24 protein-coding genes and 1 pseudogene are annotated in these 19,501 nt (G+C 41.4%); 5 read left to right on the top strand and 20 right to left on the bottom strand.

The genetic code is table 11. The annotated features are described in order from the left end of the window. Positions 1-12 precede the first annotated feature (12 nt). The 6 genes from FDF36_RS11910 to FDF36_RS11885 all read right to left on the bottom strand — a co-directional run bounded on the left by FDF36_RS11910 (position 13) and on the right by FDF36_RS11885 (position 4,009). Positions 13-1,089, bottom strand: coding sequence for a type I restriction endonuclease (locus FDF36_RS11910; protein WP_220391459.1), 1,077 nt, complete (start codon positions 1,087-1,089; stop codon positions 13-15). Between the two features lie 159 nt (positions 1,090-1,248). Then, on the bottom strand, positions 1,249-1,671 hold the full coding sequence (locus tag FDF36_RS11905) for a hypothetical protein (protein ID WP_220391458.1): 423 nt from the start codon (positions 1,669-1,671) through the stop codon (positions 1,249-1,251). A 15-nt stretch (positions 1,672-1,686) separates the two neighbouring features. Continuing rightward, entirely contained in the window at positions 1,687-2,175 is a 489-nt protein-coding gene (locus FDF36_RS11900) for a hypothetical protein (RefSeq protein WP_259281423.1), read from the bottom strand. 47 nt (positions 2,176-2,222) lie between these two features. After that, the gene (locus FDF36_RS11895; protein WP_220391457.1) at positions 2,223-3,158 is read right to left on the bottom strand and encodes a hypothetical protein; all 936 of its coding nucleotides are present in this window, start codon (positions 3,156-3,158) and stop codon (positions 2,223-2,225) included. 189 nt (positions 3,159-3,347) lie between these two features. Further along, the gene (locus tag FDF36_RS11890) at positions 3,348-3,761 is read right to left on the bottom strand and encodes a DUF5053 domain-containing protein (protein ID WP_220391456.1); all 414 of its coding nucleotides are present in this window, start codon (positions 3,759-3,761) and stop codon (positions 3,348-3,350) included. A 77-nt stretch (positions 3,762-3,838) separates the two neighbouring features. Then, complete coding sequence (locus FDF36_RS11885) at positions 3,839-4,009, bottom strand: hypothetical protein (protein WP_220391455.1); 171 nt, start codon at positions 4,007-4,009, stop codon at positions 3,839-3,841. 764 nt (positions 4,010-4,773) lie between these two features. Here FDF36_RS11885 and FDF36_RS11880 point away from each other — a divergent pair. After that, entirely contained in the window at positions 4,774-4,926 is a 153-nt protein-coding gene (locus FDF36_RS11880; protein ID WP_170817521.1) for a hypothetical protein, read from the top strand. A gap of 232 nt (positions 4,927-5,158) precedes the next feature. Here FDF36_RS11880 and FDF36_RS11875 read toward each other — a convergent pair whose 3' ends face one another. Further along, positions 5,159-6,328: an energy transducer TonB gene (locus tag FDF36_RS11875; RefSeq protein ID WP_220391454.1), complete on the bottom strand. Its 1,170-nt coding sequence runs from the start codon at positions 6,326-6,328 to the stop codon at positions 5,159-5,161. Next, a complete protein-coding gene (locus tag FDF36_RS11870) occupies positions 6,325-6,948 on the bottom strand; it encodes an RNA polymerase sigma factor (protein WP_220391453.1) in 624 nt (207 codons plus the stop codon). Before FDF36_RS11870 ends, FDF36_RS11875 begins: the two co-directional genes overlap by 4 nt. A gap of 63 nt (positions 6,949-7,011) precedes the next feature. Here FDF36_RS11870 and FDF36_RS11865 point away from each other — a divergent pair, with 63 nt between their 5' ends. Together FDF36_RS11865 and FDF36_RS11860 are read left to right on the top strand one after the other, a co-directional pair. Beyond that, the gene (locus FDF36_RS11865; RefSeq protein WP_220391452.1) at positions 7,012-8,838 is read left to right on the top strand and encodes a vWA domain-containing protein; all 1,827 of its coding nucleotides are present in this window, start codon (positions 7,012-7,014) and stop codon (positions 8,836-8,838) included. A gap of 203 nt (positions 8,839-9,041) precedes the next feature. Further along, positions 9,042-9,356 (top strand): hypothetical protein, encoded by a 315-nt coding sequence (locus FDF36_RS11860; protein WP_220391451.1) that lies wholly within the window; start codon positions 9,042-9,044, stop codon positions 9,354-9,356. Between the two features lie 78 nt (positions 9,357-9,434). Here the strand turns inward: FDF36_RS11860 and FDF36_RS11855 are convergent, their stop codons facing one another. The 6 genes from FDF36_RS11855 to queD form a co-directional block, all read right to left on the bottom strand. Continuing rightward, a complete protein-coding gene (locus tag FDF36_RS11855) occupies positions 9,435-10,307 on the bottom strand; it encodes a pyridoxamine kinase (RefSeq protein ID WP_220391450.1) in 873 nt (290 codons plus the stop codon). Positions 10,308-10,377: 70 nt separating this feature from the next. Next, the gene (locus FDF36_RS11850; protein ID WP_220391449.1) at positions 10,378-10,956 is read right to left on the bottom strand and encodes a LutC/YkgG family protein; all 579 of its coding nucleotides are present in this window, start codon (positions 10,954-10,956) and stop codon (positions 10,378-10,380) included. After that, a complete protein-coding gene (locus tag FDF36_RS11845) occupies positions 10,953-12,338 on the bottom strand; it encodes a lactate utilization protein B (protein WP_220391448.1) in 1,386 nt (461 codons plus the stop codon). The genes FDF36_RS11850 and FDF36_RS11845 overlap by 4 nt, the downstream gene beginning before the upstream one ends. Then, positions 12,335-13,075: a (Fe-S)-binding protein gene (locus FDF36_RS11840; RefSeq protein WP_220391447.1), complete on the bottom strand. Its 741-nt coding sequence runs from the start codon at positions 13,073-13,075 to the stop codon at positions 12,335-12,337. The genes FDF36_RS11845 and FDF36_RS11840 overlap by 4 nt, the downstream gene beginning before the upstream one ends. Positions 13,076-13,207: 132 nt before the next feature. After that, entirely contained in the window at positions 13,208-13,753 is a 546-nt protein-coding gene (locus FDF36_RS11835) for a 7-carboxy-7-deazaguanine synthase QueE (protein ID WP_220391446.1), read from the bottom strand. Further along, positions 13,740-14,072: a 6-carboxytetrahydropterin synthase QueD gene (gene queD / locus FDF36_RS11830; protein ID WP_195666055.1), complete on the bottom strand. Its 333-nt coding sequence runs from the start codon at positions 14,070-14,072 to the stop codon at positions 13,740-13,742. The genes FDF36_RS11835 and queD overlap by 14 nt, the downstream gene beginning before the upstream one ends. Before the next feature lie 116 nt (positions 14,073-14,188). Between queD and FDF36_RS11825 the strand changes: the two genes are divergently transcribed. Continuing rightward, positions 14,189-14,551, top strand: coding sequence for a YbaN family protein (locus FDF36_RS11825; RefSeq protein ID WP_005790413.1), 363 nt, complete (start codon positions 14,189-14,191; stop codon positions 14,549-14,551). Here the strand turns inward: FDF36_RS11825 and FDF36_RS11820 are convergent. Further along, on the bottom strand, positions 14,518-15,084 hold the full coding sequence (locus tag FDF36_RS11820) for a 5'-methylthioadenosine/S-adenosylhomocysteine nucleosidase family protein (RefSeq protein WP_005790416.1): 567 nt from the start codon (positions 15,082-15,084) through the stop codon (positions 14,518-14,520). The genes FDF36_RS11825 and FDF36_RS11820 overlap by 34 nt on opposite strands. A gap of 119 nt (positions 15,085-15,203) precedes the next feature. Here FDF36_RS11820 and FDF36_RS11815 point away from each other — a divergent pair. Further along, a pseudogene (locus FDF36_RS11815) lies at positions 15,204-15,464 on the top strand (acyltransferase); the annotation flags it as partial. 77 nt (positions 15,465-15,541) lie between these two features. On the opposite strand, the gene FDF36_RS11810 reads toward FDF36_RS11815, so the two are convergent. From FDF36_RS11810 to FDF36_RS11790, 5 genes are all read right to left on the bottom strand, one after another. Further along, a complete protein-coding gene (locus FDF36_RS11810; RefSeq protein WP_220391445.1) occupies positions 15,542-16,024 on the bottom strand; it encodes a PepSY-like domain-containing protein in 483 nt (160 codons plus the stop codon). Between the two features lie 109 nt (positions 16,025-16,133). Then, positions 16,134-16,889 carry a copper homeostasis protein CutC gene (locus FDF36_RS11805; RefSeq protein WP_005797842.1) on the bottom strand — a complete coding sequence of 252 codons (756 nt, stop codon included), beginning with the start codon at positions 16,887-16,889 and terminating at the stop codon, positions 16,134-16,136. Positions 16,890-16,980: 91 nt separating this feature from the next. Further along, positions 16,981-18,516, bottom strand: a complete 1,536-nt coding sequence (gene rny, locus FDF36_RS11800; protein ID WP_005808123.1) for a ribonuclease Y — start codon at positions 18,514-18,516, stop codon at positions 16,981-16,983. Between the two features lie 109 nt (positions 18,517-18,625). Continuing rightward, positions 18,626-18,919 carry a cell division protein ZapA gene (locus FDF36_RS11795; protein WP_005781039.1) on the bottom strand — a complete coding sequence of 98 codons (294 nt, stop codon included), beginning with the start codon at positions 18,917-18,919 and terminating at the stop codon, positions 18,626-18,628. Between the two features lie 15 nt (positions 18,920-18,934). Further along, complete coding sequence (locus FDF36_RS11790; RefSeq protein ID WP_032537687.1) at positions 18,935-19,228, bottom strand: hypothetical protein; 294 nt, start codon at positions 19,226-19,228, stop codon at positions 18,935-18,937. Positions 19,229-19,501: the final 273 nt, after the last annotated feature.

Below are 19,501 nucleotides of genomic sequence, written 5' to 3'. Positions count from 1 at the left end.
CGCTCAAGAAATTCATTTTCCATCATATACATTAATAATATCTGCCAATTCTTTAGAGAAATTATATATATCATTTAACGAAGTGATTTCATGTTTAGTCTCTTTTTTATTTTCATCAAACGTAGAGATATATTTTTTTGAGATACCATTAAAATACATACGGCAAATTGGTTTTCGGTTGTTATCATCCAACAAGATAGCGAAGTACGTTTGTGCATCTCTATAAACGATCCTTGATATATCAACAAAAGGTCGCAGAATAGATTTAACTACTAAATAACTTTCTATTTCTTCTTCTGTAGTAATTATTTTGTCATCTTTGCTCTCCGCCGTAAATGGCTCAGTCTCAGAATGCATTTCTTGCTGTTCTTGAGCTACTTCAGTTTTAAGAGCAGATTTTAAACGGTCGGATATAAGATCATTAATATAAGTACTTATTGACTTTTTTGTAAGCATAGTAAACTGCTCAAGCAGTTTAGACGTGATCATTCCATCATAAACCTGCTTTGCGAAGAATTTTACAAAATCAGCAGATGGATTCGCAAATTCATTCGCAATAATAGCCTTCAGTTCCCCAGTATACTTCAACTCACTGGCAGAACTTAATACATTTTCTACGTCAAAATAAGATTTGTGAAACTTCTTCAATTCTTCAATCTGAGCATCCTTTATGTCTGTTATATCAACCTCAAGGAAAGGTTTACTATCCATCTTATTAGGTTCTATTAAATCGGTATAAAAACGGTAGATTATACCATTTGTCAATAGTCCAAACTTTGCTTCTGAAACATTAAAGTATCGAATCAATTGATTATCATGCAAGCTAAGATCTTGTGCCCAATGCTTACATTCAATCAGCAATATTGGCGTTCCATCCTTCATAACAGCATAATCAATCTTCTCACCTTTCTTCATCGCAATATCACAAGTCATTTCAGGAACGACTTCCAAAGGGTTAAACACATCGTAACCAAGTGCATTTATAAAAGGCATAATAAATGCATTTTTAGTAGCTTCTTCTGTTTGTATACTATCTTTAAGTTTTAAAACTCTATCAGATAGTTGCTTAATACTGTCTTTAAAATCCATAGTATGAGATAATTAAAAATCCTCTGCCAGCGTGCGCCCACTGGAAGTTACTCCAAAATCTGGTTAAATGCAGATTACACGCTGGCAGAAGACCTAAACAAAACTTTTATTGGGCAATGCAATATGGGAATAATATCTGAAAAGGCAAAAAGAATATGACTATTTTTCCATACCATTCCAATTAGATAGTTCTTTTGCTTGATTATCCAAAGACTGAAACAGTTCTTCATCAATACTTTCTTTCACAAGTGTCCGGAATGTCTTTAGATATTTTATGTACTCCTTAGCCTTATACTTAGTTGGAATCTCTTTTTTAACTATTGTCCCCCTAATCTGGCGTATTTGCTGATTTATGATATCAACAAAAGCAAGATTATAACTCCGAGCATCAGAGGTTCTAATGTATCTTGACTTCAATTCTTCTGAGTGGTTTTTATCTAAATCTGCGTGCAAAACACACAACCGATCTTTCATTTCCCTTGCAGCCTGAAGTAGAATCCTTCTCCAATCCAATAATATTGTTATATCGGTTTGTTTGAGTACATCATCCGATGTTATATTTAAAATTTTGTTTTCAACCATATCATAAACAAGCAATTAGTAGTAAAGATCGTCACTTCCTTTTTCATCTCTCACCCTTTCTTTATGCTTTTTTTCTTTTTTAGATTGATCATCGACCTGATCATCTTTAAAATTTCTACGAGTATAGATACCAGAATCCATCTCAGTATCTCCACTGAGTTCCTTACTTAACAAGTAATGATAAACATTTTGTTTGGACACACTGGAATTCTCTGTTACCACGTATGCTTGCTCAAATCGCCACCCAAACTGAGACATATAATTGAGAGCATCAACCATCGAGTTGAACTTGATTTCTTTCCCTGATTTGTCAACCAGAAACTTATCAGTACTACCAGTCCAGAAATGTTTGGCCTGACCAAAATCAATTTCAATTTTCACTTTGGTACCAGTGAGGTTACCAGTGCCCACAATTTCACAATAAGCACGTGCAGGATTCCAAGGATCCTGGGCAAACGAACTGATGCTAAAGAGTAGTATCGAAATAAATAGTAGTTTTCTCATAATAATTATTTTTATTTATATATCATAGCAATAATCTATAGATATATTTATACCTCTTTTTTTTCTTTATCATCTGAATGTTGCTGTTTCAATAAGCTTAATGCTCCAGTGTAATATTCCAATATTTTATCTAATTCTTCGGAAGCTTGAAGTTCTTCATGTAATCCACTAAGATATCCATATTCCTCATCTATCTCAGTTGTAAGAACCTCACATTGAATAGGTTCTTCAGATATCTCATTACAGAAGTCTATATATTCATCTATAATTGCACTTACCTGATTTATTTTAGTACCTTTCTCTTTTTTGCTTCTACTTTCTTGTTCTAAAGCTTCCATTCGCAAACGTTCCTTTTCAGCTTGTTCCCTCCGCTCAACAGCTTCTTGTTCATCACGTCGTTCTTTATTAGTCATAAAATTAACAGGGACACGACTAATTGCATCCGCCTTGGGTTTGTCGGTACTCTTGTCAATCCATTGCTGACACGTTAAACAATACTCTGCCTTTTTACCATCGTTAGGCTTATATACATCATCAGCATCATAATACCATTGTACATTACTCCAAGTGATTGTATTCAATTCTTCACGTGTCAAATTGTTTAAGGAATTAAAAGACAGAACTCTATATAAGGACTTTGGTTCTGCACACTGATACAGAGGATTGCCTGTTGGAGACACACCTTCATTCATATTCCGCAAAATAAAACTTCTTCCTGCATCATATGGACTTTGAGAAGTAACAGTAGCATCCAATTTTCCTTTATCAGCAGTAGTTATGCTACAAGTAGCTCTCACATGCGCTGCTCTTTGCAAAATATTCCCTTTTGAATATACATTATTATTCATCTTCTGAATCAATTCTGCCTGCCGAATTGAAAAAATGCGATTATCTTCAAAAGTAACACCTTGTTTCTTCAATTGAGAACCTAATAATGATGATTGTCTCTGCCGATCACCTCTTCTGGGAATAATTGTTTTCATATCAAAATAGTACTGATAAATATACATCAAAGATAATCATAAAACTGTCTTACAATACAAAAATTAGACTAAAAAATAAATATGAAAAAGGAGCTTCCAACTCGTGAAAGCTCCTTTGCTTTTGAAAGAAGATATTAGAATACCCTCTTCCACTGTCATCAAGGTCTCGCGATCGACCGAGAAGTATCGTTAATAAGATAAATGCAATGAACTGATTCTTGATCCGATATCTTTTAAAGCATTATTCAGTATTTCAAGTTCTTCTTGAGTAAAACGAACAACTTTACCATGTACTTCATTCCCATTCAGACGCTGGTAAAACCATGATGTTGATTTTCCAAAATAGTGCTTTGCCAGATAAGATACGGAAATAGCCGGAAGCACTTCTTTCATCTGATTACGAATAATCGTCTCCTTTATGTCAGCAGCTTCACGATGCAAACGTTCAAAATCTTCTGAAATGGCTTTCTGAAGTTCAGTATTATCATCCTCAGAAAGCGAATTCCAAAAAGCATCCATAGCACGTTCAGCTTTTTCACGCTCTTCACCACGACTGTTAATCCAAGCTTGCTTTAGCTCTAAAAATGTTTCTTTTACTCCCATAACTTCACCTTTCTTTATAAAAGAGTCCCTAAATAATGAAGATGGGCTCCCTACCCCGTCGAGTGGGGAACCCTTTTCTACAACAATGCAGATAAACGCTGAATCTCCAAGCGGAGAAGTTCGATTTCTGCATCCAGTACCGACTTCCTAAAACCTATCTGAATAAGACGGTTGTAGTTTCGGAGGTAGTAGTTAAGATTCTCTATTAACTCTTCTACCCGCGCTTTTAGCGCTTCTCCATCAGTCATTCAAAGAGCTCTTTTGTTTGACATGACAAAGATAACAAATTTATTATCGACAGCAAAATAATATGATAATATTTTTATTATCAGGCTATTTTTTAACACTTATATAACCTGATGCTAATAAATCATAGAAAAGGTCTGAAAGATGAATATTCCAGACCAAATTATAATCCAATCTATTAGTTAGCACACAGGTATATTATCTCCGTTATCCATCAACATGGTATTACCGTAAATACATACAACTTTTGAAGTACATACAGTCCGTTCATAACCATTACAAGTGTATATTTTCTTTTGGTAAATCACTTTTTATCCTTTTTTGTAATTTTTCTTTTCAAACATGGTTCATTATCTTTTTATTATTGTACAGCTAAGATAACACTATAAATGCGGACATCGAAGCAGCTATCCATTTATTATCAGATATTTAGCTTTGTTTAGCTGAAGCTAAACAGGATAGAAAAAAGCTCCGAATCTCACGATCCAGAGCTAATAAATATACTTCGTTTTCATTATTAATAATGAAAAAACTGTTATTGATGCACAAATATACTATTTACTTCTTGACTTAAATATCAGCCAACAGACAATAATAATAGCCATTATCAGACCACCGAATGCCCAGCCACCAAGTTCCATCTTCATGGACTCCCAACGAGTTAACTTCCTTTCAACGGGATAAGGCACCTGAACTGAATCAACTTTAACGAATGAATCCACCCGATTAATGAATAGGTACTTATAGGGTGATTAATGATATATCTATGAATGTGGGACATCATGTCAATGGTAATGGAAATAATGTATCTGGAGATATTGCATTAAGTGAATGCCAGAGAGAATTATCGCACTTGAAGCAACTGCTTGAAGAGAAAGAAAGAACTATCCAAATTCTGCTGAAACAGATCAATGACTAAGCTCACAATAAAAGATATTGAATATAATATTCTAATAATAAACATATTAATTCAATTTCGCAGGGACAAAATCGGGACATCCAATAACAAAACGAGTATTAATCGAAGTACGTATCTTTTTGATTATCAACAGTTATAAAGTATTGAGAGAGTAGAAAGAAAGTTCGAGCCTCTCCTCCCGTGCAGAAAAATCCCGCTTAGGTCACATGATTTAGGCGGGATTTTTCATTTATCAAAAACGGATACTGATTTCTACCGGTTCCTCACCTATTGTCCAGTCAGGTCCTTCCTCGATCAAGCGAATGGCTTCCTCATCAGCCGAAGCACAAAGTCCCTTTTTAACAGTAATATCTTGTGGACGTCCTTCCTTATCGACCCGAAAAGTAAGAATAACTTTTCCCTTGGCACGCGCGCAGTCTTTATCGGACGGATGAACCAGACTCTCTTTCAGATACTTCCGAAATGCCTTTCTACCTATGGTAGGTTGGGGAGTACCGGACATTTTCAGACTCGCTACAGCTCCCGTTATACTCCCTTTCGGCTGCGAACCGTACCCTACCACTACCACCTCATCAAGCGTGGCTTGATCTTCGTTCATCGCTATTAATAAGCTTTTAGTCGTATCAACCGGAAGCGTAACGGATTCATAACCAATATAATCGACTGCGAGCTCCCGATTTCCACCTGTCTTCAATGCAAAATTACCATTTACGTCTGAGATAGTTCCCTGATTAGTCCCTTTCAGCTTAACGGTAGCACCGACAATAGGATAACCGTTGGAGTCTGTCACTGTGCCATGTACTTTGCCTACAACCGCTACCTGAGCAGTAAGGCTGCTGTCATTAACCGGAATAGATTTCATAGCCGAACTTGTAGTAGCAGCCAAAGGTTCTTCGGCAATAGTGGTTTCCAATGCCTCATCGATCCATTCCCGTGTCATGGCCTGAGGCACTTCTGTGTGGGGAGATACAACAACTTTCTTCTCTCTATTCCCGGTAATCAATCCTTTCTGAATAGTTGCAGAATCTTTTCTCACCGTCGCCACCAAATCCTCTTTCCTTTCTTCCTTTTGTACAGACAAAGGTTCCAACTGAGATACTTCTTCCATCGCTATCCGTGCTTCATCCGGTAAAGAATCCTCCTGAAGCAGGAAATAAGAACCGATACAAACTCCGATCAGAAGGCTGGCAGCCACACTCCAAGCAATGGTATGCCTGCGTTTTTGCGTTGTACGCATATTCACCCGGCGACGCAACAACTCTATTTGCTCATCGGCTCCACTCTCCATCCGGCTATACCCTTCCAATGCATCGGCCAAAAAAGGATCACGCATCGCTTCTTTCTCCAATCGATGTGCTTCTTTCCCCTTACGGAATCCCCGTATGTAATCCGATAGTTTCATCCCTTAAGCTGATTTTTAATGCAAATCTTTAAATTCCGTTTTCCATTTTGGATATAGCTCTTCACGTTATTTAACGTAAAGCCGGTTTGTTCAACGATATCGGCATAAGACATCTCTTCCATAAAGAAGTGCCTGATGCTGATGCGTTGAGGTTCGGAAAGTTTCTTAAGGCAATGGTACAAAGCTTCCAATTGCGCTTCTTCACCTTCCTCTTCACATAACAGATGCAGAAATTCGTCAGATTCCACAATATGGACCGTATAATCCAGCGGAATCTCTTTGTTTTCTCTCCGCAATATTTGCAGGCAATGATTCTTTACTACCCGGTATACCCAAGCCCGAAAGGTCTTTATTTCATAATTGGCTACTTTAGGAAGTAGTTCTTCGAAAAGCTCCATCACGGCATCTTGCGCCCGGGGTTCATCCCTGAGATATTTCAAACACACGCCATATAACAAAGGAATATAACGATTATAAAGTTCACCGAAATACTCTTTCCTACCGGACTTCACATAGTATTGTAGCAGTTCGTCGTCCGTATGTTGCGATATGTTCTTTTTGAAAAACAGGACTTTTTTTTGCAAAGTTAAAAAAAAGAGGAATCTGTTTATGGAATCCATGAAAGAATTGCATCCATTGAGTAAAACAAGAAATTAAATTCATTCACTTAAAACAATAAAAGTATGAAAACGAATCGATTCGGAGCTTTTATGCTCGTAATGTTAGCAGCAATTATTTCATGGAATACAGCCAATGCACAGCCTTTCACAGTGAAAGGTATCGTGACAGATGCCGAAAGCGGAGAAGCGATAATAGGCTGCTCTATAGCGATAGACGGAACCCGGAACGGAACTGTCACCGGAACGGATGGCACGTATTCCATACATGTAAGTAAAGGGGCAACACTGGTATTCTCTTTCGTAGGATATCGCACTCAAAAAATAAAAGTAGCCTCTGCCCGGATAGATGTCGCTTTGAAAGCGGATACGCAGACACTGGAAGAATGCATAGTAGTAGGTTACGCAAACGAAGCACGGAAAATGGTTTGTGGTGCCACTCCTCTCTCTATGGTCCGAAGCATGCCATGCTACGGAAAAATCTCTTCCGAAGAATATAAAGAGATACAGGAAAACGGATTTAAACAAGTTTTGGACACTCCGTTATCTACTTTCTCAATCGATGTGGATGCAGCTTCATACAGCAACATGCGTCGTTTCCTTAATAAAGGAGAACTTCCTCCGACAAATGCCATTCGCACGGAAGAATTGATAAATTACTTCTCTTACAATTATGCCCGCCCAACCGGAAACGATCCGGTGAGAATTACAACAGAAGTAGGCACATGTCCCTGGAACGAGCAACATCGGTTAGTCCGCATCGGACTGAAAGCCAAAGAGATACCGACCAAGAACTTACCGGCATCGAACTTGGTCTTCCTGATCGACGTATCCGGTTCCATGTATGGTCCCGAACGCTTGGATCTGGTAAAGTCGTCTTTAAAACTACTGGTCAACAATCTGCGTGAAAAAGATAAAGTATCCATTGTAATATACTCGGGTGCTGCCGGAGAGAAGCTGGCTTCTACACCGGGAAGCGACAAACAAAAAATACGTGAAGCCATTGACGAACTGGAAGCAAGTGGTTCTACCGCAGGAGGTGAAGGGATCATGCTGGCTTATAAAATAGCCCAAAAGAACTTTATATCCGGAGGTAACAATCGTATCATACTCTGCACCGATGGTGATTTCAATGTGGGCGTATCATCGGACAAGGAACTTGAAAAGCTGATTGAACAAAAGCGTAAAAGCGGTATATTCCTCACCGTATTGGGATACGGAATGGGCAACTACAAAGACAGCAAGATGCAGACTCTCGCCGAAAAAGGCAACGGAAACCATGCCTACATCGATAACTTACAAGAAGCCAACCGAGTATTGGTGAACGAATTCGGAGCAACTTTACACACTGTTGCCAAAGACGTAAAGTTACAGGTAGAGTTCAATCCGGCACAAGTGCAGGCCTACCGACTGATAGGCTACGAGAGCCGTTTGCTTGCAGATGAGGATTTTAATAACGATACAAAAGATGCCGGAGAAATGGGAGCCGGACATACAGTGACAGCTTTCTACGAAGTAATTCCCACGGGAGTAAAGAGTGATTTTGCAGGAAAAATAGACGATCTCAAATATCAGAAAAAACAAAAACCATCTACGCCTCTCAATGGATCTGACGAGTTATTAACCATTAAGCTACGTTACAAAGCTCCGGACAGTAACACCAGCAAGAAGATAGAATTGCCGTTGATTGACCATAAAAGCAACTGGGTCTCTGCCGATTTCCGCTTTGCAGCCGCAGTAGCCATGTTCGGACAACTACTGAGAGACTCGGGATTCAAAGGAAACGCCACTTATGACAAAGTGATCTCTTTGGCAAAAACCGGATTAGAAAATGATGAAAAAGGATACAAAAGAGAATTCATACGGCTTGCAGAAACTGCCAAAAGTCTCTGAAACTGTGGAAGTTTTCCACGGTATCCACACCTCAAAGTACTATTTTTCCACAGATTGAGCTTTGAGGAACGACCAATAAACATCTATTTATCAACACAATAACACATCAATCATTGCTTTGGCATGAAGCTTGTACTATTATTATCGTAAGCAAGTTGCTTACAGAAAAACAAACTTCATTTATTAACTCAAAATTTACAATTATGAAAAAGGTATTAGTAGCAATAGCATTGGTTATGGGATTAGGTAGCTCAGTAGCATTCGCACAGAACGTAGAAAACGCTAACGCAGTGGTAACAACCGCACAGGCTCCTCAAGACGAATATACAAAGATTGAAGTCAAGGATCTGCCTGCAGCAGTAACCGAAGCTCTCGGAAAAGCTTATCCTGAATCGACTGTCAAAGAAGCGTCAGTAGCAACTAAAGAAGACGGCAAGCTTTACAAAGTAGTCGTTACCCAGCAAGACGGAACAGACGTGACTGTGGTAATGAATGAAAAAGGGGAAGAAATTAAATAAAAACGCACGTTTAAAAAACAAAAAGCACTGTTTCCAATCAGGGAGCAGTGCTTTCCCCGTTTAGAGAGAAGCGTAGGGTTAAATCAACTCGTAACTACTGCTCTGGATAGGCATATCAAGATTATGAAGTACTTTCTCCAACAAAATACCTTCACGATTGTCGTACTCGTAACCGAAAGTAGCACGAATGCCCTGCAAAATAAACTGTGTAGCACGGTCCAAAGCAATGGGAAGGCTGTCACCCTGCAACAAGGCTCCGGTAATGACACTTGTAAACGTATCTCCCGTACCCGGATAATGGGCGGGCAAATAGGGACATGTGATTTTCCAGTAACGGTTTCCTGTCCGGTTATAAGCATAGACCGAAGTTTTGTGAGGTTCATCCAACACAGGTACACTGGTGATAATAACCACTTCCGGTCCTTTGTCCGACAAACAACGCAAATACCCTTTCAGTTCCTGATCGGTATTACTCTCTTTATACGGCCGGCCGAGCAGATAGAAAAGTTCCGTCAGATTGGGGGTGATCACATCGGCATGTGTGACTAAATGCTGCATTTCCACCACCATCGATTCATTGAAATTGGAATAGAGCTTACCATTGTCTCCCAAAACGGGATCTATTACAGTCAGACTATCTTTTCTGCGAAAATCACGAATAAAATCAGATACAATCTGAATCTGTCGGGGCGATCCCAGATAACCGGTATAAATAGCATCAAACTCCACTTCCAACCGTTTCCACTCAGCAATGATACGAGGCATCTCGTCCGTCAGATCAAGAAAAGTAAAATCAGGATACTGCGTGTGGTTAGACAGGATGGCCGTAGGCAACGGACATACCTGAAACCCCATCGATGACAGAATGGGAATGACGACCGTCAGAGAGACCCTTCCCATACCGGAAAGATCGTGAATGGCCGCCACCTTCTTTACTTTATTTGCAAACATACACTTGTATCAATCAAAACCAATATTCATCCAAGTAACCCGCAGTCGTATCTTCTCTGACACTACTTCGTTACTTTAATATTACCAATACATCTCTCGCTCCATGAGCTCCCATCACCAATGCCTGTTCAATGTCGGCAGTCTTTGAGGGTCCCGAGATAAATGTACCGAATTTATATTTTTCATCTTTTATCCGTTCGTAAGCCTGGTGCATATTGCTCACAATACGATTTTTGTCCAGAACAATCACCAGCTTCTCGGCAATAAAATAGAGTGCCTTGTATTTCACTGTTTGAGGAATCCAGACAGCCGCATTCTCGGCTACTCCGATTTCACCTTTGACAACGGCTATATCGGTTCCGTTCAGATCCTGCGCACGACCTAACAAATCAGGATTGAACGTAGCACACGTGATTTCGTCCAAATCGGAAGCAATACTGGCGGCATCAGGGTAAGTACGGCGAATGACAGCATTGATATCTTCTCCCTCACCGAGCACAATAGCCTCACCACCGACGGCAAAACTCATTTCACAGAATTTGGCGACCACGTCCGGATAAACAGTTGCATTGATCTGCCAATCGGGATATTCGTAGCGGCTCTTCGTATTTTTACGGATACTCGCTAATATGTCTTCTTTACTACTCATTTGTTTTCCTCCTTTCCCTGCACTTTATTTTTCTTCCACATCTCGTTAAACGATTCACTGGCGAATTTAGGAAGTTCTCGTCCTTTCCCCCACGCATCCAAATCGTTATACTTCATAAAACGTGGCAAATGGTTAACTGCCGGAGCAGCCCAAAGCGCCGCATTGAAAAGTGTAGGATGATCCATCAATACCTTCATGCCACCGGACATTATTTTCTTACCCGTATTAGCTTTTCCAATCTTATCCAGATCCTGCCGCCATTTATAAATCTGTTCGGCCAAGTCCACCTTTGCCGGACAAACATCCGAACAAGACATACAGAGAGAACAGGCTGACAGATTATCGTAATACTTTTCCGGATCATGTGCCATTCCCAGATTGATACCGATAGGTCCGGGAATAAAGTAAGTGTAGGAATATCCCCCGCTCCGGCGATACACCGGACAAGTATTCATACAAGCACCACATCGGATACAGTTCAAAGTCTTGATATGGTCGGGATGGGCCAGCAGGGCACTCCGTCCATTATCTACAATAATAATATGATATTCACCTCCTTCACGGGGATTCCGGTATTGAGAGGTATAAGTAGTGATCGGCTGTCCCGTTGCCGAACGTGCCAACAGACGGGTAAACACTCCCAGAGCCTCCATGTCCGGCACAATCTTTTCCATGCCGAAAGCAGCAATATTCAGTGTCGGGCACGATGTACCCATATCGGCATTTCCTTCATTGGTACAAACCACAATATCTCCGGTAGACGCCACAGCAAAGTTGGCTCCCGTCATAGCGGCTTCTGCATTCAGAAAGATATTTCGTAAGTTCTTTCGGGCGGCATGGGTCAGATAAGTGGGATCAAAATTCCCTTTCTCCGTTCCCATTTCTTTCTCAAAAAGTTCTCCTACCTGCTCACGCTTGATGTGGATAGCCGGAAGTACAATATGACTCGGTGCCAGATTCATCAATTGCAGGATACGCTCACCGAGATCGGATTCCACCACATCGATTCCTTTCTCTATCAGAAACGGGTTCAGTTCGCACTCTTCTGCCAACATCGATTTGCTTTTCACAAAATGCTTTACCCCGTGACTGCTCAATATTTCATAAACGATGGCACGATACTCTTCCGCATCTTTTGCCCAGTGAACGATGGCTCCATTGGCTGTAGCATTCTTCTCAAACTCCAGCAAGAGTTCCTCAAGGTGGCTGTTGGAGTAGAGTTTCAACGCACATGCCTTATCACGCAATTCTTCCCACTCGGGTACTTCCTTACTCATCTTGTCTCTCTTGGCACGAACCATCCAAAGGGTCTCGTTGTGCCATGCTGCCATCACCGGATTTTCCAGGAATTTTTCGGCAGCTTTTGCATGCTTGGTACTCATAATTGTGATGCTAATATTTCTACAACATGAATCATTCGGATAGGCAGGTGCTCACGTTCGATGATACCCTGCATATGCATCAGGCAGGAGCTATCCGCTCCGGTGATGTATTCGGCACCGGTCTCCATGTGATGCCGTATCTTATCGCGTCCCATACAGACTGAAACAGCCTGCTCCTCGACTGCAAACATACCTCCGAAACCACAACATTCGTCCACATGGGAGGGCTCAAAAACTTCAATTCCTTCGACCATCTGAAGTAAATCACGCAATTTATTAAAATAAGGTATATTCAGTTCGCTCGGAGCTGAAAGGAAAAGTTCACGTACACCGTGACAACTGTTATGGATGCTGACTTTATGGGGAAAGCGGGCAGGAATTTTCGTAGGTTTTATCACATCATGAATGAAAGCGCAAAGGTCATATATCTTATCCGCACTCTGGCACTGATGGCCTTCTTTGGCCAGAATTCCGGGATGATTTTCTTTCACAAAAGCCACACAACTGGCGGAGGGACCGACAATGTAATCGTACTTTCGGAATAAATCATCGAAACGGATAGCCATTTTTAAAGATTCATCTTGAAAACCGGCGTTCGCCATGGGCTGTCCGCAACAAGTCTGGTCAAGAGGATAATCGACATCCACCCCTAAGCTCTTCAATAATTTATATGATGCCACCCCTACCTGCGGATAAATGGCATTGATATAACAGGGGATAAATAAACCTACTTTCATAATATATCATTAATTAGTTACAAGTCACGAGTCATAAGCTACGAGTCACACACGATCAATAACACACAAGACACAACGTAGCTGCCTATATCTTGCAGCTTATCACATGTAGCCTGAATCAGATCCCACAGCTCATAGAATATTTATCAGTTTGTGCGTTTGCAGGCTAAGTCTCCATTTAGGATGTCGCATCACGCAATCCACCGTTTCCGCGGTGTTATTACAAGAACAAGGCTGAAGGAAAAAATGTTCGGCAGGAAGTTGTTCATAAACGTCAATATTTTGTCCTTCGTAAACAACTTTAACTTCATCCATCCGGTTTAAAGCTAAATTGACACCCTGCTTGGGAGAGCAAGTCACCCAATCGATAGCAGCAGGCAAGGGTTTCGTACCATTGGTTTCGATACATACATACTTGCCTGCACGGTGCAAGAGGTCTATAAAAGCATCGTCAATCCATAAAGAGGGCTCTCCTCCGGTAAGAATCACCATGACAGCCGGATACTTCCCGATTTCATTTACAATATCTTCGTCTGTCATCATTTCACCCTCTTCGTGCCGGGTATCACAGAAGTCACATTTCAGATTACAGCCCGAGAAACGTATAAAAACAGCAGGGATACCCGTATGATACCCCTCTCCCTGTAAACTATAAAAAATTTCGTTAATCTTTCTCATAAATCACCGTATTTGCTTCCGATTCCTGCACTTCAACCTTATAACATTGAGGTATTTGCTTGCATACCCAACGGGCAATATTTTCTGCTGTGGGATTAAAAGGAAGTACCTCATTCAGATTCCGGTGGTCCAGTTTTTCCTTAACGACCTGCTTAATCTGGGTAAAATCCACTACCATTCCATCTGCATTGAGCCGCTCAGAACGGCAGTAGACAGTGATAATCCAGTTGTGACCATGAAGACTGGCGCATTTGCTCCGGTACGGAAGAATCAGCTTATGTGCAGCCGATATCTCCATTCTTTTGATTACTGTAAACATTGTTATAGATATTATTAATGGTTACTGCACCTAATGTCACCTCGGTGCGGGCACAAAGATAATACAAAAGATAGTTTTCATTCAGCGAGAAAAGTTATTTTTCCTATTTTTGCCGAATGAAAACTATCTGTATTATATTAGGTACCATTTCGCTGGGGCTCGGCATTCTTGGCATTTTTCTGCCATTATTGCCCACTACCCCGTTTCTGCTACTCACTGCCGCCCTCTATTTCAAAGGGTCTCCCCGGTTATACCAATGGCTTCTGAATCACAAATACTTTGGTACTTATATACGCAACTTCCGGGAAAATAAAGCGATCCCGTTACGCGCCAAAATCATCTCACTGCTGCTCATGTGGGGCACAATGCTTTATTGCATTTTCTTCCTGATCCCACTGGTCTGGGTCAAGATACTCCTCTTCCTGATAGCCGCAGGCGTGACTTATCATATACTTTCTTTTAAAACATTGAAAAAGTGAGATAAGCCTGCACGGGCATCTTCCAAACGGTCTTCCCAGTGCTTCACAGAATTCTGTCCTATCACATCCGAAACATACTTAACCGAAATAAAAGGAATTTCTTTGGCTCTGCATACAAAAGCCTGCGCATAAGCCTCCATATCAACCACATCTCCCTCAATATCCGTCAGCTCGGTCAGGAAGCTATCACCGGTATTGCAGGTTGCCGATTCGGTCCAGTGTTGGCAAAAGCCCCTGGCAGCAAGCAATTCCGACGAATCAATACGGTATTCCATTCCCAATCCGGTCATCTTATGCATGTCCCGATCGACAAAATGACGGCAGACAAAAACATCCCCTACCTGATGATTAATAGTTCCGGCTGTTCCCTGATTGATCACAATATCGGGCTTCACTTGCTGGATAGCCTCGGACAAATGAAAAGCCGATTTCACTTTTCCAATACCGGTCCGCACATAATATACCTCCACGTCGGGCCACTTGATTTCTGTAAATTCGCCTTGTACGGCATAAGTCACCAATATCTTTAACATGATTACTTTTTTTGAATTTCATACATTTATATCGCTGCAAAAGTAATCAATTAAAGCCAAATTGACCAGATATTATCTTTAATTGGTCAGAATCTACATATACCCGGCTCCTTATGAAAACATTCATACTATTACAAAAGGTTGTCATCACCAACTCTACTGTCATTAAAGTATTGGCCAATATGACCCAGTGTGGTTTCGGCATCTACATGGTACACTATTTTGTCGTAGGTCCCTTCTTCCTTTTAATAGGACCTTCGTCATTGCCCATCCCTTTGCAGGTTCCACTGATGGCTATCTGCATATTCCTTTGCAGTTGGGCATTTACTGCACTAATTTATAAGCTGATGCCACGAAAAGCCGTTTGGTTTATGGGATAAAGAACAAGCATTTACGGGTGAATGGAAAGATATTCGGACTCCTTCCATCCACCCGTAAATCCATAATATGAAGAAAGCTACAAAAAAGTACCGGGTCCCAATATATCATCCATATAACTCACATTGCGAGTACGCAGCAATGTCCCATTCGGACTATAGAACAGTTGATACTGGATGTCTACATTTTGCTGTCCCACCTTAATGACAATAATCGGTTGCCATTTCGGAAATTCTACGTAAGTGACGTCCTCTACCTGCCAGCCGGAATAGGGTCCGGAAGCATATGCATTATATACCGTGGCAGAAAGTTCATCGGTATCTCCCCACTCTGTCTGCGTCATCTGCCATTGTCCCTGTACATTGAACCAGACATTCTTTTCATAACCATTCATCATAAAATCGGCACAATAGTAACCACCGTCCTGCGACCAGGCGATTCCATCAGCCTTGGGATACATTTTTTTCAGGGCTGTCTGCACTTTGGCAGGTGCATTATCCGCAAAAACCGACACAGCCACTACCAACAAAGCCATCAACAAGCTGAATCTCAATTTTATCATAGCTAAAGCATTTTAATCGGGTGAATACCTTTCGCTAACTAACAGTTTGCAGGGATGGTTTGTTTCGAAAAAACGGCCGACACCCATTCGAACCGGCTCAAATACTCTTTTAAAGAGAAGAAGTAATACTCTCAATCGTATCTTTCACGCGTTTCACTGTCGTCACGTTCCGCTCATACTCACTGATGTGGACAGTTCCTCCCATGGATACCGCCTCATTCTTATACTCCATTCCGCTCTTAATGCTTTCACGAGCCGAGAAATGGAATTCTTGAATACCGGTCTCTTTTGCAATCCGGCAGATATTCTTTTCGTTCACCCCACAACCTGCAAGGAGAGTAATTCTGCCGTTCGCCCTTTCACGGAGTTCCTTCAACAAAGGTATTCCAAGTTCCGCCGTTGCCTGTTGCCCCGAAGTCAGGATACGGTCGCATCCCAGATCAATTATCTGTTCCAAAGCTTCAGACGCATCACGGCAGACATCAAATGCCCGATGGAAAGTGACAGATAAGCCTTTCGAGGCCTCCATCAATTGTTTCATCACCGGTACGTCTATCCCGCCATTTGTAGTCAGGCAGCCAAACACCACCCCGTCGGCTCCAAGTTGACGAGCCATTTCTATATCCTTCAGCATGGTCTTTACCTCGACAGGAGAATAAAGAAAATCGCCGCCGCGCGGACGTATGATGACATGCAGCCGGGTGGTCGTCAGTACCTCGCGTGCCATTGCTATCTCGCCATACGACGGAGTAGTTCCGCCTTCGGGGATACCGGCACAAAGTTCCACACGGTTTGCTCCACCTTCCTGTGCAGCAATGCAACTCTCTACAGAGTTGGTACAAACCTCAAATAAGTAATTCTTCATATTTTATCCATATTAAAAACAACTGTTGAACGGAGAATTAAAAAAGGGCGAATTGCTTCGCCCTTATCCTAAACATTTTCTTTTTCAATCTTTACTTTGCAAAGCTCACCGCACGTGTTTCGCGGATAACGGTTATCTTCACCTGTCCCGGGTAGGTCATCTCATCCTGAATCTTCTTCGCAATTTCACCCGACAGATTCTCCGTCTGCTTATCGTCTATCTTATCCGCTCCGACAATGACGCGAAGTTCACGTCCTGCCTGAATGGCATAAGTCTTGGTCACACCCGGATAAGACATAGCCAATTGTTCCAGATCGTTCAGACGCTTGATATAAGCTTCAACAATTTCGCGGCGTGCACCCGGACGTGCTCCGGAGATGGCATCACACACCTGTACGATAGGCGCAAGCAGGCTGGTCATCTCTACTTCATCGTGGTGGGCACCGATAGCGTTACAAATATCCGGTTTTTCCTTGAATTTCTCAGCAAGTTTCATACCCAGCAAAGCGTGTGGCAATTCCGGTTCTTCATCGGGCACCTTACCAATATCATGCAACAATCCGGCACGTTTTGCTTTCTTCGGATTCAAGCCCAGTTCAGAGGCCATCACAGCACAAAGGTTGGCAGTCTCACGTGCATGCTGCAACAGGTTCTGTCCATAAGATGAACGATATTTCATCTTACCGATGATTCGAATCAGTTCCGGATGCAATCCGTGGATACCTAAGTCGATAGTAGTACGTTTACCTGTTTCAATAATTTCTTCTTCCACTTGTTTACGCACTTTGGCAACCACCTCTTCGATGCGTGCCGGGTGGATACGTCCGTCAGTAACCAACTGGTGCAATGCCAGACGGGCTATTTCACGACGAACGGGGTCGAATGCGGAAAGAACAATTGCTTCAGGAGTATCGTCTACTACGATTTCAACTCCGGTAGCAGCTTCAAGAGCACGGATATTACGGCCTTCACGTCCGATGATACGTCCCTTGATTTCATCCGATTCAATATGGAATACAGTTACAGAATTCTCGATGGCAGTTTCCGTAGCCACACGTTGTATCGACTGTATCACGATGCGTTTAGCCTCTTTACTTGCGGTCAACTTGGCATCGTCCATGATATCATTGATATAAGACTGCGCCTGAGTCTTTGCCTCTTCTTTCAACGACTCTACCAAGCGTTCTTTTGCCTCTTCGGCCGACAAACCGGAAAGTGCTTCCAGTTTTTCAATTTCCTGATGCTGGAGTTTGTCCAGTTCCTCTTTCTTTTTATCCACGATTCCCAACTGTGCTTCCAGATTCTCTCTGACAGCATCGGCTTCGGCTCTTTTACGCTGAATCTCTTCCTGACGCTGGCTCAGCACCATTTCACGTTGTTTCAGCTTATTTTCGGCCTGTTGGATCTTTTGGTTACGCAGGGCTACCTCCTTCTCCAAATCTGCTTTCTTATTGAGAAACTTCTCTTTTACTTCCAGCAGTTTGTTCTTCTTAATCACTTCTGCTTCTGTCTCTGCTTCTTTCAGGACATTATCATATTTGGCCTTCAGTCCGTATTTAAACAATACGTACGATAAGATTCCTCCTACGATGAAGCATGCAATGGATGCTACTATTGTTACTAACATTGTAATTTAATTTAAATATAAATAAAAACGCACTGCCAAATACTCGAAAGCTTCTTCTTCCGGGCATCTTTAGCAGTGCGTGGATTTTCTTTTATAAAAATGGAAACAGTTATTCCTCGTTCCTGAAATACTCTTCCAGCATTTCTGTAAGTTCTTCTATCTTGGCCGTATACGGTTGGGTATCATTACGTTGCAGCAGATGCAGCTTTTCCAGTGAAAACTGATATGCCACCATAGCTATAATCTTTTCCGGAGCTATGTTCCTGTAGTGCTCCCGATACGCATTGAGCCTGATATTTACCTGCTTTGCCGCTTCTCTTACGGTCTCTTCCTCGTCACGGTTGATGGTGAGGGGATAATAAGAATCTGCTATTTGCAGGTTTATTTTTATTTTATCGTTCATACATCCTTTTTTATGTTATTCATTCAACAAAGCGATGCATTTATCGACTTCACGCACTAATTTGGACAATCGCAGCTTCGTCTCTTTTACGTCGCTGCCGTTAAGGCTGATTGTCGTAGCTGTTTTTAGGTCTGTGTAGCTTGATTCTAACGCTTTGTACTCAGCTCTCACCTTTTCGAGTTCGGACTTCTCATCTTCGAGAAGTTGCTTTAACTCAGCATTTTCGCGCTTTAATTCATCATGCAGATAGATTAAATGCCGCAGCCTTGCTTCAAAGGTACTTAATAGCTTCTTTTCTTCTTCTGTCATCACTACACCAAAATTGTACACAAAAATACGATTAACTCTGATATTACAAAAACTTTTCGGCGGAAAATAGTCATTTATAGTGAAAATAGTTATCCGGGGGTACTTCCTTTGCCTCCCCCGACTCCTACTTATATAAAATCCGCTACGAGCACAATTATCCAAAACCAACAGCCTATTTGTTATAAATATGCAATAAGAGCGCAAAAAACCGGATACATTTTCATCTTTTTGTGGCTTTTTGTTATTAATTTAATAGAATTTATATCAGATAGA

The organism is Bacteroides fragilis (genome assembly GCF_019583405.1).
Taxonomy (GTDB): domain Bacteria; phylum Bacteroidota; class Bacteroidia; order Bacteroidales; family Bacteroidaceae; genus Bacteroides; species Bacteroides fragilis_B.
This window is presented reverse-complemented; position numbering and strand designations above follow the sequence as displayed.

What these genes read in the sequence shown, in the direction of transcription:
- FDF36_RS11845 (WP_220391448.1), bottom strand. Translation starts at nt 12,338, where the DNA reads ATGAGTACCAAGCATGCAAAAGCTGCCGAAAAATTCCTGGAAAATCCG.
- FDF36_RS11875 (WP_220391454.1), bottom strand. Translation starts at nt 6,328, where the DNA reads ATGAAACTATCGGATTACATACGGGGATTCCGTAAGGGGAAAGAAGCA.
- FDF36_RS11820 (WP_005790416.1), bottom strand. Translation starts at nt 15,084, where the DNA reads ATGTTAAAGATATTGGTGACTTATGCCGTACAAGGCGAATTTACAGAA.
- queD (WP_195666055.1), bottom strand. Translation starts at nt 14,072, where the DNA reads ATGTTTACAGTAATCAAAAGAATGGAGATATCGGCTGCACATAAGCTG.
- FDF36_RS11905 (WP_220391458.1), bottom strand. Translation starts at nt 1,671, where the DNA reads ATGGTTGAAAACAAAATTTTAAATATAACATCGGATGATGTACTCAAA.
- FDF36_RS11880 (WP_170817521.1), top strand. Translation starts at nt 4,774, where the DNA reads ATGAATGTGGGACATCATGTCAATGGTAATGGAAATAATGTATCTGGA.
- FDF36_RS11855 (WP_220391450.1), bottom strand. Translation starts at nt 10,307, where the DNA reads ATGTTTGCAAATAAAGTAAAGAAGGTGGCGGCCATTCACGATCTTTCC.
- FDF36_RS11805 (WP_005797842.1), bottom strand. Translation starts at nt 16,889, where the DNA reads ATGAAGAATTACTTATTTGAGGTTTGTACCAACTCTGTAGAGAGTTGC.
- FDF36_RS11910 (WP_220391459.1), bottom strand. Translation starts at nt 1,089, where the DNA reads ATGGATTTTAAAGACAGTATTAAGCAACTATCTGATAGAGTTTTAAAA.
- rny (WP_005808123.1), bottom strand. Translation starts at nt 18,516, where the DNA reads ATGTTAGTAACAATAGTAGCATCCATTGCATGCTTCATCGTAGGAGGA.
- FDF36_RS11865 (WP_220391452.1), top strand. Translation starts at nt 7,012, where the DNA reads ATGAAAACGAATCGATTCGGAGCTTTTATGCTCGTAATGTTAGCAGCA.
- FDF36_RS11825 (WP_005790413.1), top strand. Translation starts at nt 14,189, where the DNA reads ATGAAAACTATCTGTATTATATTAGGTACCATTTCGCTGGGGCTCGGC.
- FDF36_RS11900 (WP_259281423.1), bottom strand. Translation starts at nt 2,175, where the DNA reads ATGAGAAAACTACTATTTATTTCGATACTACTCTTTAGCATCAGTTCG.
- FDF36_RS11885 (WP_220391455.1), bottom strand. Translation starts at nt 4,009, where the DNA reads ATGACTGATGGAGAAGCGCTAAAAGCGCGGGTAGAAGAGTTAATAGAG.
- FDF36_RS11810 (WP_220391445.1), bottom strand. Translation starts at nt 16,024, where the DNA reads ATGATAAAATTGAGATTCAGCTTGTTGATGGCTTTGTTGGTAGTGGCT.
- FDF36_RS11860 (WP_220391451.1), top strand. Translation starts at nt 9,042, where the DNA reads ATGAAAAAGGTATTAGTAGCAATAGCATTGGTTATGGGATTAGGTAGC.
- FDF36_RS11840 (WP_220391447.1), bottom strand. Translation starts at nt 13,075, where the DNA reads ATGAAAGTAGGTTTATTTATCCCCTGTTATATCAATGCCATTTATCCG.
- FDF36_RS11890 (WP_220391456.1), bottom strand. Translation starts at nt 3,761, where the DNA reads ATGGGAGTAAAAGAAACATTTTTAGAGCTAAAGCAAGCTTGGATTAAC.
- FDF36_RS11895 (WP_220391457.1), bottom strand. Translation starts at nt 3,158, where the DNA reads ATGAAAACAATTATTCCCAGAAGAGGTGATCGGCAGAGACAATCATCA.
- FDF36_RS11850 (WP_220391449.1), bottom strand. Translation starts at nt 10,956, where the DNA reads ATGAGTAGTAAAGAAGACATATTAGCGAGTATCCGTAAAAATACGAAG.
- FDF36_RS11835 (WP_220391446.1), bottom strand. Translation starts at nt 13,753, where the DNA reads ATGAGAAAGATTAACGAAATTTTTTATAGTTTACAGGGAGAGGGGTAT.
- FDF36_RS11795 (WP_005781039.1), bottom strand. Translation starts at nt 18,919, where the DNA reads ATGAACGATAAAATAAAAATAAACCTGCAAATAGCAGATTCTTATTAT.
- FDF36_RS11790 (WP_032537687.1), bottom strand. Translation starts at nt 19,228, where the DNA reads ATGACAGAAGAAGAAAAGAAGCTATTAAGTACCTTTGAAGCAAGGCTG.
- FDF36_RS11870 (WP_220391453.1), bottom strand. Translation starts at nt 6,948, where the DNA reads ATGGATTCCATAAACAGATTCCTCTTTTTTTTAACTTTGCAAAAAAAA.